Source organism: Stenotrophomonas sp. TEPEL (assembly GCF_004348785.1).
Lineage (GTDB): Bacteria > Pseudomonadota > Gammaproteobacteria > Xanthomonadales > Xanthomonadaceae > Stenotrophomonas > Stenotrophomonas indicatrix.
In genome coordinates, this window is sequence record NZ_QQXJ01000001.1 from 1577689 (window position 1) to 1594548 (window position 16860).

The 16860-nt window shown below is 66.0% G+C and carries 14 protein-coding genes; 11 read left to right on the forward strand and 3 right to left on the reverse strand.

Annotated features, from left to right (window positions below; translation table 11 throughout):
* The first annotated feature begins 126 nt into the window (after positions 1–126).
* From TEP_RS07045 to TEP_RS07065, 6 genes are all read left to right on the forward strand, one after another.
* Positions 127–858 (forward strand): DUF3011 domain-containing protein, encoded by a 732-nt coding sequence (locus tag TEP_RS07045; protein WP_132826468.1) that lies wholly within the window; start codon positions 127–129, stop codon positions 856–858.
* A gap of 47 nt (positions 859–905) precedes the next feature.
* Entirely contained in the window at positions 906–1970 is a 1065-nt protein-coding gene (gene mtnA, locus TEP_RS07050) for an S-methyl-5-thioribose-1-phosphate isomerase (RefSeq protein WP_132824752.1), read from the forward strand.
* 243 nt (positions 1971–2213) lie between these two features.
* Entirely contained in the window at positions 2214–4928 is a 2715-nt protein-coding gene (gene gyrA / locus TEP_RS07055; RefSeq protein WP_132824753.1) for a DNA gyrase subunit A, read from the forward strand.
* Positions 4929–5058: 130 nt separating this feature from the next.
* Positions 5059–7584: a membrane-bound PQQ-dependent dehydrogenase, glucose/quinate/shikimate family gene (locus TEP_RS07060; protein WP_132824754.1), complete on the forward strand. Its 2526-nt coding sequence runs from the start codon at positions 5059–5061 to the stop codon at positions 7582–7584.
* 88 nt (positions 7585–7672) lie between these two features.
* A complete protein-coding gene (locus TEP_RS19740; RefSeq protein ID WP_165933899.1) occupies positions 7673–7999 on the forward strand; it encodes a hypothetical protein in 327 nt (108 codons plus the stop codon).
* A 38-nt stretch (positions 8000–8037) separates the two neighbouring features.
* On the forward strand, positions 8038–8532 hold the full coding sequence (locus tag TEP_RS07065; RefSeq protein WP_132826469.1) for a DUF4952 domain-containing protein: 495 nt from the start codon (positions 8038–8040) through the stop codon (positions 8530–8532).
* Positions 8533–8677: 145 nt separating this feature from the next.
* On the opposite strand, the gene TEP_RS07070 is transcribed toward TEP_RS07065, so the two are convergent.
* Positions 8678–9070, reverse strand: a complete 393-nt coding sequence (locus TEP_RS07070) for a DUF3037 domain-containing protein (RefSeq protein ID WP_093819080.1) — start codon at positions 9068–9070, stop codon at positions 8678–8680.
* Positions 9048–9824 (reverse strand): HipA family kinase, encoded by a 777-nt coding sequence (locus TEP_RS07075; protein WP_132824755.1) that lies wholly within the window; start codon positions 9822–9824, stop codon positions 9048–9050. The genes TEP_RS07070 and TEP_RS07075 overlap by 23 nt, the downstream gene beginning before the upstream one ends.
* A gap of 609 nt (positions 9825–10433) precedes the next feature.
* On the opposite strand from TEP_RS07075, the gene TEP_RS07080 reads away from it, so the two are divergent.
* From TEP_RS07080 to TEP_RS07090, 3 genes are all read left to right on the forward strand, one after another.
* Complete coding sequence (locus TEP_RS07080) at positions 10434–10769, forward strand: hypothetical protein (protein WP_025876944.1); 336 nt, start codon at positions 10434–10436, stop codon at positions 10767–10769.
* A gap of 155 nt (positions 10770–10924) precedes the next feature.
* Positions 10925–13387: a prolyl oligopeptidase family serine peptidase gene (locus TEP_RS07085; protein ID WP_132824756.1), complete on the forward strand. Its 2463-nt coding sequence runs from the start codon at positions 10925–10927 to the stop codon at positions 13385–13387.
* A gap of 155 nt (positions 13388–13542) precedes the next feature.
* Positions 13543–13866: a hypothetical protein gene (locus TEP_RS07090; RefSeq protein ID WP_132824757.1), complete on the forward strand. Its 324-nt coding sequence runs from the start codon at positions 13543–13545 to the stop codon at positions 13864–13866.
* 13 nt (positions 13867–13879) lie between these two features.
* Here the strand turns inward: TEP_RS07090 and TEP_RS07095 are convergent, their stop codons facing one another.
* Positions 13880–14863: a hypothetical protein gene (locus TEP_RS07095; protein WP_132824758.1), complete on the reverse strand. Its 984-nt coding sequence runs from the start codon at positions 14861–14863 to the stop codon at positions 13880–13882.
* A gap of 140 nt (positions 14864–15003) precedes the next feature.
* Here TEP_RS07095 and TEP_RS07100 point away from each other — a divergent pair, with 140 nt between their 5' ends.
* Both TEP_RS07100 and TEP_RS07105 read left to right on the forward strand, forming a co-directional pair.
* The gene (locus TEP_RS07100; protein WP_132824759.1) at positions 15004–15972 is read left to right on the forward strand and encodes a DUF2268 domain-containing putative Zn-dependent protease; all 969 of its coding nucleotides are present in this window, start codon (positions 15004–15006) and stop codon (positions 15970–15972) included.
* Between the two features lie 94 nt (positions 15973–16066).
* A complete protein-coding gene (locus TEP_RS07105) occupies positions 16067–16813 on the forward strand; it encodes an SGNH/GDSL hydrolase family protein (protein ID WP_240790746.1) in 747 nt (248 codons plus the stop codon).
* Positions 16814–16860: the final 47 nt, after the last annotated feature.

Here is a 16860-nt window from a genome sequence, read left to right on the forward strand (position 1 = left end):
CCCCTGCACCTGGCAGGCTGAACGAAAAAACGCGTTTGCGCGCTTGATTCAGCAAGCACGATGATGCTCTTATCACAGCCGATACCGCACACTTGCGTCGTGGTTCATCCATTCATGGGGAAGGCTTTGGTCAAGTGGTTTGCGGTCGTAGCGGCACCGATGTACTCCGTGGCGATATGGGGTGGCCTGCTTCCGTCGACCGCATCGGCGCAGTCGCCTGGCTATGACAGCGAAGTGGTGACCTGCGAATCCCGCGACATGGGTTGGGTGCATTGCGACATCGATGTCAGCAACGGCGTCGACCTGATCCGCCAGTTGTCCAGCAACAGCTGCATCCGTGGCAGCGAGTGGGGCACCGACCGCAGTGGCGTGTGGGTGACCCTGGGCTGCCGCGCCGAGTTCCGCGCGCGCCCGGCAGAGAATGCCGCAGCGCCGCCGACCGAGGGGCGCAAGCGACTGGTGCGGCGGGTGGTGCGCTGCGAGTCCAATGGTCGCCCGCAGAGTTGCCCGGTACGCCTGGACGGTGCGCCGGTACGGTTGCTGCGGCAGCTGTCGGTGCTGCCGTGCCGGGAAGGGCAGGGCTGGGGCTACAAGCGCAATGAGGTGTGGACCACCCGGGGTTGCCAGGGTGACTTCGAGGTGGCCGACGAGCAGGGCCGTTTCGTCGACATGCCGCGCCGGCTGACCTGCGAATCCAAGTCCAAGAAGCGCCGTTTCTGCGGCGCCAGCATCTCCACCAGCGCCACCCTCTCCAACCAGCTTTCCAGCACCCCGTGCGAGGAAGGCCGCACCTGGGGCTGGAACCGCAACGGCATCTGGGTCGACGGCGGCTGCCGCGCAGAATTCTCGGTGAACTGACCCCGGACGGAGTCCACCCGTGCGTGGCGTAGCCCTACAATGGGGTCATGAATACCGCCACCGACCTCGACTACGCCCGCTACGACCACATCCGCCCGATCCTGTGGACCGGCGATGCCCTGCAACTGCTTGACCAGCGCAAACTGCCGTTCGTGGTCGAGCATGTGGCCTGCCATGACAGCGATGAGGTGGCCGCCGCCATCCACGCCCTGACCGTGCGCGGTGCGCCGGCCATCGGCATCGCCGCCGCCTGGGGTGTGGTGCTGGCCGCTCGTGATGTGCAGGCGGCCGATGGCGCGCATGCCCTGCAGCAGCTGGAACCGGCGTTGCAGCGGCTGAATGCCTCGCGTCCGACCGCGGTGAACCTGGCCTGGGCGCTGGCACGCATGCGACGTTGCCTGGGTGCCGCCGGTGCCGACTGGAAGGCGCTGCTGGAGGCTGAAGCGCAAGCGATCGCCGAAGAAGACCTGGCCGCCAACCGCCACATGGGCGCACTCGGTGCCGGCCTGATCGAGGCCGGCAGCGGCGTGTTGACCCATTGCAATACCGGCTCGCTGGCCACCGCCGGCTTCGGTACGGCGCTGGGCGTGATCCGCGCTGGCATGGCCCAGGACCGCATCGCCCGCGTGTTCGCGGGCGAAACCCGGCCGTGGTTGCAGGGCGCGCGCCTGACTGTGTGGGAGCTGCAGCAGGACGGCATCGACGCGACGCTGATCGCCGACTCGGCCGCCTCGCACCTGATGAAGACCGGTGCGGTGCAGTGGGTGATCGTGGGCGCCGACCGTATCTGCGCCAATGGCGATACCGCCAACAAGATCGGCACCTACCAGCTGGCCATCGCGGCCCGCCACCACGGGGTGAAGTTCATGGTCGTGGCGCCGTCCTCGACGGTGGACATGGATACCGTGGACGGCAGCCAGATCGAGATCGAGCAGCGCGACCCGGGCGAACTGTATGGCGTGGGCGGCACCCGCACCGTGGCCGAGGGCATCGCCGCCTGGAACCCGGTGTTCGATGTCACCCCGGGCGAGCTGATCGATGCCATCGTGACCGAGCGGGGGGTGATCCTGAACCCGACCGCAGAGAACATGCGCGCCGCCTTCGGCGGCTGACCTGGGCTGCTTGTGCGCCTAAGGTCGGATCCCTTTCCGCTGGAAAGGGCTCCGGCCCGGCGTCCGGTAGTGCCAGCCGCTGGCCGGCAACCCCTAAGTTCCTGATTTGTGCCGGTAAAATCACCGTAAAGGCAGGCGAAAAACAGCCTCGTGTGGTAGAATCGAGCGGTTGAATCGAGGTTCCGGCACGCCCACCCCCGGTGGATGCGCCGGACTGGACCGCTACCAGACAACGGAACCCGAATGGCAGAAACCGCCAAGGAAATCATCCAGGTCAACCTGGAAGACGAGATGCGCAAGAGCTACCTCGATTACGCCATGAGCGTGATCGTGGGGCGCGCGCTGCCAGATGCGCGCGATGGCCTCAAGCCGGTGCATCGTCGTGTGCTGTTTGCGATGAATGAACTCAACGCGCACAGCAACAAGCCCTACTTCAAGTCGGCACGTATCGTCGGTGACGTGATCGGTAAGTACCACCCGCATGGCGACCAGTCGGTGTACGACACGCTGGTGCGATTGGCACAGCCGTTCTCGCTGCGCTACATGCTGGTCGATGGCCAGGGTAACTTCGGTTCGGTCGACGGCGACTCCGCTGCGGCGATGCGATACACCGAGGCGCGCATGTCGCGGCTCGCGCATGAGCTGATGGCGGACATCGACAAGGAAACCGTTGATTTCCAGCCCAACTACGACGAGAAGGAACTGGAGCCGACGGTCATGCCGACCCGGTTCCCGAACCTGCTGGTCAATGGTTCGGCCGGTATCGCGGTGGGTATGGCGACCAACATTCCGCCGCACAACCTCACCGAATCGATCAATGCCTGCATCGCGCTGATCGACAATCCGGAAATCGATATCGACGGCCTGATGGAGTTCATCCCGGGCCCGGATTTCCCGACTGCGGGCATCATCAACGGCACCGCCGGCATCATCGCCGGTTACCGTACCGGCCGTGGCCGCGTGCGCATCCGTGCCAAGGCGGATGTCGAAGTGGCCGACAACGGCCGCGAATCGATCATCGTCACTGAAATTCCTTACCAGGTGAACAAGGCGCGTCTGATCGAGAAGATCGCCGAACTGGTCAAGGAAAAGAAGATCGAAGGCATCAGCGAGCTGCGCGATGAGTCCGACAAGGACGGCATGCGCATCTACATCGAAATCAAGCGCGGCGAGTCGGCCGAGGTTGTGCTCAACAACCTCTACCAGCAGACCCAGATGGAGTCGGTGTTCGGCATCAACATGGTGGCGCTGGTCGACGGCCGGCCGCAGTTGTTGAACCTCAAGCAGATGCTGGAGGCCTTCGTCCGCCACCGCCGCGAAGTGGTCACCCGCCGCACCGTGTTCGAGCTGCGCAAGGCGCGCGCCCGTGCCCACGTGCTGGAAGGCCTGACCGTTGCGCTGGCCAACATCGACGAGATGATCGAACTGATCAAGACCTCGCCGAACCCCACCGAGGCACGCGAGCGCATGCTTGCGCGCCTGTGGGAACCGGGCCTGGTCGGTTCGATGCTCGGCGCCGCCGGTGCCGAAGCCTCGCGTCCCGATGACCTGCCCAAGGGCGTGGGCCTGATCGAAGGCGGCTACCAGCTGACCGAGATCCAGGCGACGCAGATCCTGGAAATGCGCCTGCACCGCCTGACCGGGCTGGAGCAGGACCGCCTGACCGAGGAATACAAGCAGCTGCTGGAAGTGATCGCCGGGCTCATCCATATCCTGGAAGATCCCGATCGCCTGCTGCAGGTGATCCGCGAAGAGCTGATCAACGTGCGGGCCGAGTTCGGTGACGAGCGCCGTACCGAGATCCGCCACAGCGAAGAAGACCTGGACATCCTCGACCTGATCGCCCCGGAAGACGTGGTGGTCACCCTGTCGCATGCCGGTTACGTGAAGCGCCAGCCGGTCAGCGCCTATCGCGCCCAGCGCCGAGGCGGCCGTGGCCGCAGCGCGGCGTCGACCAAGGAAGAGGATTTCATCGAGCAGCTGTGGCTGGTCAACACGCACGACACGCTGCTGACCTTCACCAGTTCGGGCAAGGTGTTCTGGCTGCCGGTCTACCAGCTGCCTGAAGCCGGTTCCAATGCCCGCGGTCGTCCGATCATCAACTGGATCCCGCTGGAGCCGGGCGAACGCGTGCAGGCCGTGCTGCCGGTGCGCGAGTACGCCGATGGCCAGTTCGTGTTCTTCGCCACCAGGAACGGTACGGTCAAGAAGACCCCGCTGGGCGAGTTCGCCTTCCGTCTGGCCCGCGGCAAGATCGCGATCAACCTCGACGAGGGCGATGCCCTGGTCGGTGTCGGCTTGACCGATGGCGAGCGTGACATCCTGCTGTTCGCCTCCAACGGCAAGACTGTGCGCTTCGGTGAAGACAAGGTCCGCTCGATGGGTCGTACCGCTACCGGCGTGCGCGGCATCAGGATGCCGCCCGGCGAGGAAGTGGTCAGCCTGATCGTGGCCGAGAGTGCCGGCGGCATCGAGGACGAGAACGAGGACGACAACGGTGTCGAGGAGGCCGTCGCCAATGGCGATGCGCTGATCGAAGGTGCCGACGACGCCAACCTGCGTTACATCCTCACCGCCACCGAAAACGGCTACGGCAAGCGCACCCCGCTGCCGGACTACCCGCGCAAGGGGCGTGGCACGCAGGGCGTCATCGGCATCCAGACCACCGAGCGCAATGGCAAGCTGGTTGCCGCGGTGCTGATGGGTACCGACGATGAGGTCCTGCTGATCTCCGACGGCGGCACCCTGGTGCGTACCCGTGGCTCGGAAATCAGCCGCGTCGGCCGCAACACCCAGGGCGTGACCCTGATCCGCCTGTCCAAGGACGAGAAGCTGCAGGCGGTGGAGCGCATGGATGCCTCGATCGACGAGGACGAGGACGAGGTGGCCGCTGCCGCTCCGGCCGCGACCGACGGCGCACCGGCTGCTGCCAGCAGCGAGGACGCCGCGCAGGAGTGATCCTGCCGCGATGCTGAGGTACCCGACGACGCCGGCCTTGTGCCGGCGTCGTCGTGTCTGCAGTCGAAAATACGCACGCACTTCACGGTGACGGTGGCATAAGGGCGCATGCTGCCCCCGGAGATCGACGATGTCCGCCACGCCGCAGTCTGCTTCGGCGCCTCCGCCCCGCCATCCTTTCGTTACCGTGCTGGCCCTGTTGCTGATCGTGCTCGGCCTGGTCATCGGCGGCCTTGGAGCGTGGCTGCTCAGCCTCGGTGGCTCCTGGTACTACGCCATTGCCGGCCTCGGCCTGCTGGTCTGCGGCATCCTGTTGTGGGGCAATCGACGTAGCGGTGCACTGCTGTATGCACTGGTGTTCATCGGCAGCCTGCTGTGGACCTGGTGGGAGTCGGGCAGCGATTACTGGCGCTGGGTACCTCGGCTGGGCCTGGTGACCGCCCTCGGTATCGTCCTGGCATTGCTGGCGCCGACCCTGCAGGCGCCGGTGCCCAGGCGGCTGTCGCGCAGCGTGGCCGCTGTACTGATGCTGGTCTTCGTGGCAGCCTTCGGCCTCGCGTTCACCCCGCATGGCGTGGTCGACGGGCATCAGCCGTTCCCGGAGCCGGCGGTCAGCGCCGGGCTTGATCCCACCCGTGACACCACCGGCCTGCAGCCTGCCGACCAGCCGGCCGAGGGTGACTGGCCGGCATGGGGGCGCAGCAATGCCGCCACCCGTTATTCGCCGCTGCAGCAGATCACCCCGGAAAACGTGGGAACCCTGCAACTGGCGTGGCAGTTCCGCACCGGCGACCTGCCGAAGAAGCGCTGGGGTGCGGAAACCACGCCACTGAAGATCGGTGATCGGCTGTACCTGTGCACCGCACGCAATCAGTTGATTGCCCTCGATGCCGGCAGCGGCAAGGAGCTATGGCGTTTCGACCCGAAGGTGAAGGATGCGTCGATCCCGTACACGGCCGCCTGCCGTGGCGTGTCCTATTACGAGCTGCCCAGCGCGCCGACCCTCACCGATGCCGCACTGGCTGACGTGGCTGCCGATCTCGCGCTGCCCGCACCGCCGCCGACCCGCACCCACCAGAGCGCGGCGCCAGGGAGCCGCTCAGCCTGCAGCGCACGCATCATCGAAGGCACGCTGGACGGCCGCCTGATCGCGGTGGACGCCGACAGCGGTCGCCCCTGCGCGAATTTCGGCAACAACGGCCAGGTCGACATCACCCTGGGCATGGGCGAGGTGCCGCCGGGTTACGTATCGATCACCTCGCCGCCGGCGATCGTCCGCGGGGTCATCGTCACCGGCCACCAGGTACTGGACGGCCAGCGCCGCGACGCGCCCTCCGGCGTCATCCAGGCCTACGACGCGATCAGCGGCAAGCTGCGCTGGGCGTGGGACATGGACCAGCCCGAGCGCAGCGGCCTGCCACCGCGCGAGCAGACCTATACGCGTGGCACACCGAACATGTGGACCACCGCTACCGGCGATGAAGCGCTGGGCCTGGTATACCTGCCGATGGGCAATGCCGCGGGCGACTACTGGAGTGGCTCGCGCACGGAGAACCAGAACAGATACGCGACCTCGCTGGTCGCCATCGATGTAGCCACCGGCAAGCCGGTCTGGCATTTCCAGGCGGTGCGCAAGGACGTCTGGGATTACGACCTGGGTTCGCAGGCCAGCCTGATCGACTACCCGACGGCATCCGGCAAGGTGCCGGCAATCCTGCTGCCCACCAAGCAGGGCGACATGTACATCCTCGACCGTCGCAACGGCCAGCTGCTGACCCCGGCCGAAGAGCGCAAGGTGCCACAGGGCGGCGTGGAGCCCGAGCAGCGCGCCGCCACCCAGCTGTTCTCGCTGTACCACACGCTGCGGCGCGACGACGCGCTGACCGAGCGCGACATGTGGGGTATCAGCCCCATCGACCAGCTGGTCTGCCGAATCCAGTTCCGCAAGGCACATTACGAAGGGTTCTACACACCGCCCAGCAGCGATCACCACTCCATCGAGTACCCCGGCTACAACGGTGGCTCGGACTGGGGCAGCGTGGCCATCGATACGCGGCGTGGCGTGATCGTGGCCAACTACAACGACATGCCCAACTACAACCGGCTGGTGCCGCGCGCCGAAGCCGACCGCAAGGGCTGGCTGCCGCGCGAGCAGATGCGCGCCGACAAGGGCGGTGCCGAAGGGGCAGGGGATCCGCAGGTCGGCACGCCCTATGGCATCGACGTCAACGCCGGTTGGCGGCTGCCGTTCACTGGCTTGCTGTGCAAGCAGCCGCCTTATGGCGGTATCCGTGCGATCGACCTGCGCAGCGGCAAGCTGCTGTGGGACCGGCCGTTCGGCAGCGCACGTGGAAACGGCCCCTTCGGCATCCGCTCCGGCCTGCCCATTGAAATCGGCACGCCGAACAATGGCGGTTCGGTGGTGACCGCCAGCGGCCTGATCTTCATCGCCGCAGCGACCGACGACCTGTTGCGTGCCATCGACCTGAAGACCGGCAAGGAGCTGTGGCACAGCAAGCTGCCAGCAGGTGGACAGGCCAACCCGATGGTGTACGAGCAGGGCGGGCGGCAATACGTGGTCATCATGGCTGGCGGGCACCACTTCATGGAGACGCCGGCCGGGGATTACGTGATGGCGTATGCGTTGCCGGAATAGCCCAAGGGTGTGCGTGCGACTGCAGTGCATGGACTCTGTGCGATTGTCCTCCAGGATGACGCTACGTTCTGTCTGCGAAGGATCCGCGATGTCCGTGTACCGTCAACGCTCCTGTGTCCTGCTGTTGGCTTTCGCCTTGCTGCCGGCATTGTCATCCGGTGTTGGTGCGGCCGAAGCACCTGCCGGATCGAGCGGTCCACGCGCACAGATGCCGTGGATGAGTGGTTGGCTGCCTTCAATGCGGGCAGCCTCGATGGATTGCAGGCGTTCGCCGACAGGTACGCAAAGAAGGCGGGCAGCGGTCCGCAGGATTACCTGGAGTTCCGTGCGTCCAGTGGTGCAGGGATTGGCCAACGTCGATCCGGATGCAATGGGCAATGTGATCAACTACATCGCCCGCCGCGTGCCCCTGTGATGCACGGCGCCGGCAGCAACGACCGACAGCAGAGCGGCATGAGGGGCCTGATTGGCCTGCAATGGCCATCGCTGTGCATGGCTTTCCTTCTTGCCGGCACGGCACAGGCACAGCGTCCCGACGCCGCGCTTGCAGAATGGGAACTGCACGGCCGCTCCGAAGGCCTGGCCCGCCCCGACGCCGTCTGCCAGGATTTCCTGCAGGCGATGGGACGAAAACCAGCCGAGCTGGAATACGTAGGCTGCACGCAGGACGACGATTCCTACATCCAGCCGATGGAAGCGCGGTATCGCGTCAGCGGCGCCTCGGCGGCGAAGATCGAAGCCTATCTGCAGCAGACCTTTGGCATGCCGTCATTGACATATGTATGTTGTGGCTGGAGCAGCGGCGCGCCTTACTTCTGGCATGAGCAGCCGGGCAGCGTGAAGTACCAGATCGGCATGGGCGTGGAATCGCTGCATCATCCGCGCACGCAGTGGAGCGCGATTCCGCACTTCACCGTGACCGTTTCCGTGAACCGGAAAGGCCCCTGATGGCGTACGCTTGAAACCAACCACTGGCTCACCTGGACCGGCTGAATGTCGGTAACGGGCGCATGCCGTTCGGCGAGGAAGTGACCGCGCCGGGTTTGGTGAGCAAGCGCGGCAGGATGCACCACGTAAAGGTGGCGGCAGCTCGTTAGTTGGGAACCCGCACCATCTTCGCCATCAGGTGTTCGACCACGCCCGCCGGGTCCGCGGTGCGGCCAACATGTGTGCTGGACATCTGCACCACCGAGCTGCGCTTGGCGGTGAGGAAATGGAAGCGCGCGCGCGCAGGCAGCTGCGCGATCGGGCCGGCGCCGGCATCGCCCCGGCAGATCGCCACGATGGCATCCAGCCACGGCTGCAGCGCTTCAATATCCAGCGCCGGCGCGAAGGCGTGCAGGCGCGCGGCATCGATCTCGATTGCCGCTTCCAGGTGACGTGCACCCGGGCAGGACACGATCACCCCAACGTTGATGAACTCCTCGCGCTCCACCCGCGGTACCACGCGGATGACGGCATAGTCATAGGTGTGCAGCGTGGGCACGGATGGCCTCCTGCACGAACACCGCACGCACCTTCAGGCGATGCTTCAGGTAGTTGATGTAGCCCTGCCGGTAAGCCTGGGGGCTGTCGAAGGCCGGCTCATCGATCAGCCAGCTGTCCGGCACCAGGCCGACGATGCGCTCGATTTCCGCATCAGGCAGGCGCGCAGCCAGCTCGGCATCCACCTCGGCGATGCGGCTGGCGAATGACAGCAGCACGTGGTCACGGATCAGTACGAAGGGCTTCTCGCAGGCATCGCCGGCGTTGGCCCAGTCGTGATGGAAGTACATCGCCGCACCGTGGTCGATCAGGTACAGCTTGCGGTGCCAGACCATCAGGTTCGGATTGCGCGTGGTGCGATCGACGTTGCTGGTGAATGCATCGAACCAGACGATGCGCGAGGCCAGGTCGGCGTCCACCGGCATCGCCGCCGGATCGTAGTTGATCGCGCCGGGCAGGTAATCCAGGCCCAGGTTCAGGCCCTCGCTGGCGCGGATCAGGTCCTGGATCTCCGGGTCCGGCTCGGTGCGAGCGAACTCGCTGTCCAGTTCGACGAACAGGATCTCCGGAATCGGCAGGCCCACCGCGCGTGCCATCTCGCCTGCGATCAGCTCGGCGATCAGCGCCTTGGGTCCCTGGCCAGCGCCACGGAACTTGAGCACCGCCATACCGTCGTCGTCGGTCTCGACCACGGCAGGCAGTGAGCCACCTTCCCGCAAGGGGGTGATGTAGCGGAGGGCATGGACGGTACGCATAAGGGCATTCTAGCGTGGCCCATGCGCCGGTTGACGATGGCAGGATTACCTGGGCACTCCTGCGTCGGCCGTTGTGCGGCTCACCTTCGGTTGCCTGCGCGGGGACTGTCCCCGGCGGCGATCATTCGTCCCGCATGCCTTGGAGTTTTCTTCACTTCATCGTTCCGCGGACGGTGGCAGCATTCAACCGTGTAGACGATCAAGGGCGGGCATGGCCTTGGGTTGCAGGCCCGCCGCACTTCCGCGATCGACACCCGCCGGTTCGTTTCCTGCACACTTGCGCAGCGTTGAACGTGGCCTGCAAAGCCACTCCCCTCGGCAAGGAGGCCCGCGATGCACAGTCCTGTTCACGCGTATACCTACCGCATCAGCAACCAGCCTGTCGCGCAGGCAGCGTGCGCTGGTGTTGGCTGACATGCTGAAGACGTTGCTGCGGTTCATGCAGCCTCAGACAGAATTCTCCCGTGAGTTGAGCACCGATGGTTGGCTCTGCATCCCGCAGTACGCAGAGCCACTACATGCATGCGAGTCGCCCCACGGCGCTGCTTCGTTCGCAGCACTGGGCGCGCATCTCGTCCACGATGTCCACGCAGGCTTCCGAGGTGCACGATGAGCAACGAATCGAGAGGAGCCCTGCCGCCCCTGGATCTGGATGATGCCAAGGCCGCGCAGATGATTGGCAAGCTGGTGCTGGTGGGCGTTACCCGTTTTGGTGGCGATGGCCAGGTGCAGGGGCTGGAGCAGTTTGCCGGCACCGTGCTGAGGGTCAGTGCCGAAGAAGGGCTGGTGCTGGCCGATGGCGATGACGGCCATGAGCGCTACCTGCCGCCCATGCTGGACCAGTACCTGCCGGCCGCGCCAGGCGAGTACCAGTTGCGGTCCAGCGGGGTGACGGTGATCGATCCCGATTATCTGTCCACCTGGGAGTTGCACGCGCGGCAGTAGGCGAAGGGCATCCAGAGAGGGGGCGGGCCAGGCAGGGCCACGCTTTGCAGGATGGGGCGACTAGCCCTTCCGGCCCATTTCCCGGTGGGCAGGGGGTGTTAGATTCGGCCCATGCCCGCCGTGCGGGTAGCCAACTCACACCCCAGGGGAAAAAGATGCTCATCCGTCGTACCTCTCTGGCGGCGGCCGTTGCCGTTGCCACGCTCGGCCTGCTGGCCGCCGGCCCGGCCTTTGCCGACTACGCCAAGCCGCCGGAACACCTGCTCAAGGTGCTCAAGGCGCCGCCGCCGCCGGCACCGAACATCGACCCCAGCGGCCAGCGCCTGCTGCTGACCACCGCGCAGACCTATCCGTCCATCACCCGCGTCGCCCAGCCGTACCTGAAGCTGGCTGGCGTGCGCCTGGAGCCGAAGAACCGCAGCCGCCACGATACCCCCGGCGGCTATGGCATTCCGGCCTGTGTGGCCGACTTCACCCTGGTCGAGATCGTCAGCGGCAAGAGCACCAAGGTGAACCTCCCGCAGGGGTGCGCAGGTGGCGCACAGTGGTCGGCCGATGGCAGCCGTTTCGCCTTCCAGAATGCCGTCGATACCAGCGTGCAGCTGTGGGTGGGCGACGCCGCCACCGGCCAGGTGAAGCAGGTGCCGAACGTGCAGTTGAACCCCATCTTCGGCAGCACGGTGCAGTGGCTGGGCGGCAGCCAGAACCTGCTGGTGAAGCTGGTGCCGGCCAACCAGGGGCCGGCGCCGTCCAACGGCGGTACGCCCACCGGTCCGGACGCGCAGGAGTCGCTGGGCAGCAGTGGCGAGAGCAGCACCTATGAAGCGCGTGACACGCTGACCAGCGTGCACGATGAAAAGCTGTTCGCCTATTACGGTGCCTCGCAGCTGGCGGTGGTCGATGCGGCTGCCGGCAGCGTGCGCCCGGTTGGCCAGCCGGCGCTGTACAACGACGTCAACGCCGCGCCCGATGGCGTGCATGTGCTGACCGAAACCCTGAAGGCGCCGTTCTCGCATGCGGTGACCTACCAGCGCTTCGCCAATGATGTGGCGGTGCTGGACCTGGCCAATGGCCGCAATACGGTTCTGGCCAGCCTGCCGCTGGCCGATCGCGTGCCGGTACACGGTGTGCCGGAAGGCCCGCGGGGTTACGACTGGCGCTCCACCGATCCGGCCACCCTGGTCTATGCCGAAGCGCTGGACAAGGGCGACTGGAAGGTGAGCGTGCCGCATCGCGATCGTGTGCTGATGCTGAAGGCCCCGTTCACCGGCAAGCCGGTGGAAATCGCCCGCACTGCACAGCGCTTCGAGGGCTTTGCGTGGTCGGCCGACCCGGCCGTGTCGTTCCAGTTCGAGAACGACGAGAACCGCCACTGGATGCAGGCCCGCATCGTCGATGTGGACCAGCCGAAGAAGGAAGGTCGCCTGCTGTGGGACATGTCCAGCGACGAGCTGTATGGCAACCCGGGCAACCTGGTGTTCAAGCGCCTGCCCAGCGGTGCGCCGGTGGTGCGCCAGGAGGGCAACACCGTGTTCCTGCGCGGGCAGGGGGCGTCGCCGCAGGGCGACCGTCCGTTCCTGGATGCGCTCGATCTGGCTACGTTGAAGAGCGAACGTCTGTTCCGCAGTGATGCCGATGCGTACGAACAGTTCCTGGGGTTCAGCAATACACCGGGTCGCTTCCTGACCTGGCACCAGTCGGTGATGGACCCGCCGAACGCGTTCGTGCGTCTGCTCGGTGAGCGCATCAACGATGCCAAGGTCGGCGAGGCACAGTTCCAGTCCAAGCCTGCTGCGTTGACCAAGCTGGTCGACCCGACCCCGGAAGTGCGGCAGATCCAGAAGCGCCTGGTGACCTACAAGCGCGCCGATGGCGTGGACCTGTCGTTCACCCTGTACACGCCGCCGGGCTACAAGGAAGGCCAGCGCGTGCCGGCGATCCTGTACGCCTACCCGGCCGACTTCGCCAATGCCGCGCAGGCCGGCCAGGTCTCCGGTTCGCAGCAGACGTTCACCCGTCTGCAGCCGTACCGCCTGATGCTGCTGGCCGGCTACGCGATCATCGACAACGCCTCGTTCCCGATCGTGGGTGACCCGAAGAACGCCTACGACACCTATCTGGAGCAGCTGGAAGCCGACGCCAAGGCGGCGGTGGACAAGGCGGTGGAGCTGGGCGTGGTCGACCGCAACCGTATCGGCGTGACCGGCCACAGCCATGGCGGCCTGATGACCGCCAACCTGATCGCCCACACCAACCTGTTCAAGGCCGGCGTGGCGACCAGTGGCTCGTACAACAAGACCTTCACCCCGTTCGGCTTCCAGAACGAGCGTCGCTCGGTATGGCAGGCGCAGGATGTGTACCTGAAGGCCTCGCCGTTCTTCTACGCCGACAAGATCAAGCTGCCGCTGCTGCTGGTCCACGGCGAGGACGACGCCAACCCGGGCACCGAGCCGTTCCAGTCGCGCAAGCTGTACCAGGCGATCCGCGGCAATGGTGGTACCACCCGCCTGGTGATGCTGCCCAACGAGCCGCACTGGTACACCGCGCTGGAATCGAACGAGCAGCTGGTGTACGAAATGCTCAACTGGTTCGACACCTACGTGAAGAACGCGAAGTAATCCGGCAAGGCCGCCCTCCGGGGCGGCCTTTCTGGTTCAGGCCTCCTGTCCAGACACCCCCCTGTGGCTGTTGCGTAACCATCTGTGATGCAGGCATGGAACGACCACAAAGCTGCGGTACGCTGCACATCCGTTGTCCGCTACGGGATCGCTCCATGAAGGCCTTCATCCTCGCCGTATCGCTGTCGATTTCCGTTGTCCCGGGCATTGCATTCGCCCAGCCGCTGCCGGCCGAGCTGGCAGCATTGGGCATCACTGCCGGCATGCCCTACAGCAAGGCCAAGCGCCTGCTTGATGCCGCAGGATGGCAGGCCAGCCCGCCACGCGATGCGCCCGAAGTGTTGGACGGTTTCCCGGAAGTGGGCTGCCAGAAGGGCGGCAGCAACTGCAGCAGCACTTTTGCCAAGGATGGGCAGCAGGTCGCTCTGCAGGTGGGAACCACGCTGGCGGGCCAACCCTTCGTGCAGGGCGGCCGCTGAGCACGACGGGCACTCAGCCCAGCGGCAGGTTGTCCAGCGCACGCGACATCCGATCATGCAGTTCGCGCACGCGTTCGGCCTTGGCATGCACGCGGCGCTCATCGCCGAAACTGCGGACATAGGCGCATGCAGCGAAGCCGGCGCTTTCCCTTTCGTACTCGGCGATCCACGCCAGGCGGTCGGGGTTGCTGGCCTGCTCGGCCGACCAGGCCGCCACCGGCGGACGGATGTGCGCGATGATGCCAAGCCGCCACGGTTTGGGTGTCAGCCGCGCACGGAAGCAATGCTGCAGCGTGCACATGCGTGCATACAACGTGTCGGCGCCCAATGCCTTGAAGAAGGCATGCACCTGCGCATCCTGTGGTTCGAACGTGGCATGCATCGCCAGTATGCGCAGCCCGGCCGGGGTGCGGTAAGCGCGCAGGTGCCAGTCGGGGTGGTGCTCCACAAACGCCTGCACGCGCTTCAGTGCGATGCCCTCGACGCCGCCGGCCCGGGCCAGCCGTCGCTTGCGCCGCCCCGACAGGATCTGGTTGACCAGCACCATCGCGATGCCGCCTGCCGCCAGGCCGATGTTGACGTTGCCCAGCGCACCGCCGATCAGCGCACCGGCCGCCAGCAGCCCCAGCGCTCCGAGCAGCGGCAATGCGCAGCCCGACGGAGTGGACATGTGGTCGATATCCGCAAACAGTACATCGGGCGTGTTCAAGCACAGCGCGCCGTAGCTGTTGCGGGTAACGATGATGTCATCGCTGCGCTGCATGATCTGCTCGCGGATCGGGATACCTTCCACACCGTAGTTGGTTCGTCGCTCGCGACGCGGCACGGCCTGGCCGCTGAGGATGGCATCGAGCGCTTCGCGCGCACGTGCATCGGCGTGGGCCTGCGCGGCATCCTGGTCGTCGTCGGACCAGCCGAACCGGCGTACCACCACCGGGCGTCCCTTGTACCTGTCCTGCAGGCGGGCTTCGGCCCAGTACGCTGGAACGATCATCATCCTGTATTCCCCTCGCTTCCCTGGCAGCCGGTCGGCACGAGTCTGGCACAGCCGCAGAGCGCGTTGCACGATACGGCAGCGCATGCGCCGACGCGGTGGTAGATTGCGCGCTTCGCGTGCACTCCACCAAGGACGGAGCCATGTTCGTGTCATTGCGCTGCCTGCTTGCCCTGGCCCTCGGCGGGGTGATCGGCACTGCCCAGGCGGCCGCGCCGGGACCGGAAATCCTGACCGCTGATGCCACCCGTTTCTACGCGCTGTACGAGGCCGCTGGCGGCAAGCCCAGCGTGGCCCAGCTTGAGCAGTACCTGGCACAGGGCACGCCGAGCCTGGCCCAGTTCGCCAAGCTGCGCCGGGTGACCGCCCAGCGCATGGCCGAAGCAATGGCGCGCGAGCCTGCGGTGTATGCGAATGGGCGGGCCTGTCTGGCGGAGTTGCCGGCGGTGCGGCAGCGACTGGTGCAGGTGTTCGCCAATCTGCAGGCGATCTATCCGCAGGCGAAGTTTCCGCCGGTGGCGATCGTGGTGGGCCGCGGCAAGCCGGTGGGCATGACGTACCCCGATGGCGTGATGATCGGCCTGGAAGCGCTGTGCGCGGCCGATTTCATGAACGCCAACGCGCAGGACCGCTTCGTGCACGTGATCGCGCATGAGTACGTGCATATCCAGCAGACCGGCGTGAGCGAGTACGAAGCAGGCGACCCGCGGGCGACGGTGCTGCGCGAGTCGCTGGGCGAGGGGATCGCCGAGTTCATCGCCGAGCTGATTTCCGGCAACGTTGGCAATGGCCGGCATGCCGGCTGGACGCGGGGCAGGGAAGTGCACATTGAAAGCGCCTTCGCGCTGGACGTGGACAGCACCGATCTGACGCCCTGGCTGTACAACCACACGCCGGGTTCGCAGGAGCCCTACGATCTGGGTTACTGGGTGGGCTACCGCATCGCCAAGGCGTATTACCTGCAGGCCGGCAACAAGCACGATGCCGTGCGCGCGCTGATCCAGCAGGACAACCCGAAGGCGATCCTGCAGGCCAGCGGCTGGACGGCAGGCATGTGGATGCCGGCGAAGGTGACGGGTGTGGCGGCAAGGGCGGCTGCATCGGCCAAGTGAGCATTGGCAGGCCGCGCTAGACTGCCCAGGTCGACAACGGAGAATGCTCATGCGCAGGAGGACTTCACTGGCCTGGCTGCTGGCCGGATCGCTCATGGCGGGGCCGGCCACGCCAGCGTTGGTGCAGGCGGCCAGCAATCCATTGCTGACCAAGCCAGTGGAGCAGGTGCAGCCAGATGAAGTGCGCTTCATGCAGCAGCGTCTGTCCGATTGGCCGGAACTGCAGAAGTACCGCGCAGCCAATGCTGCTTTGCCCGCGCCACGGGCCGACCAGTCACGTGTGGTGTTCTTCGGCGATTCGATCACCGAGGGCTGGGGCAAGGAAGGCAGCAGCACGTTCTTCCCCGGCAAGGGTTACCTCAATCGCGGCATCAGCGGGCAGACCACCGCACAGATGCTGGTGCGCTTTTCGCAGGATGTGCTGGCGCTGCGCCCGGATGTGGTGGTGATCCTGGCCGGCACCAATGACATCGCCGGCAACACCGGCCCGTCCACGCAGGTGATGATCGAGGACAACCTGAAGGCCATGCTGGATCTGGCCAAAGCGCATGGCATTGCGGTGGTGCTGGCGTCGGTGTTGCCGGTCAGCGAGTACCCGTGGATGCCGGGCATGGCACCTGCACCCAAGGTGCGTGCATTGAATGCTGCGTTGAAGCGGCAGGCCGATGCGCGCGGGCTGGTCTATCTGGACTACTACACGCCGATGGCCAATCGTGCCGGCGGACTGGATGCGCAGTTGGCAACCGATGGCGTGCATCCGACGGCGAAGGGTTATGCGCTGATGGCACCGCTGGCCGAGGCGGCGATCAAGCGCGCGCAGGCGAACGCGCCCAAGCGCTGAGATTGGGGTAGTGCCGGCCGCTGGCCGGCAACCTCGATCTGCATGCC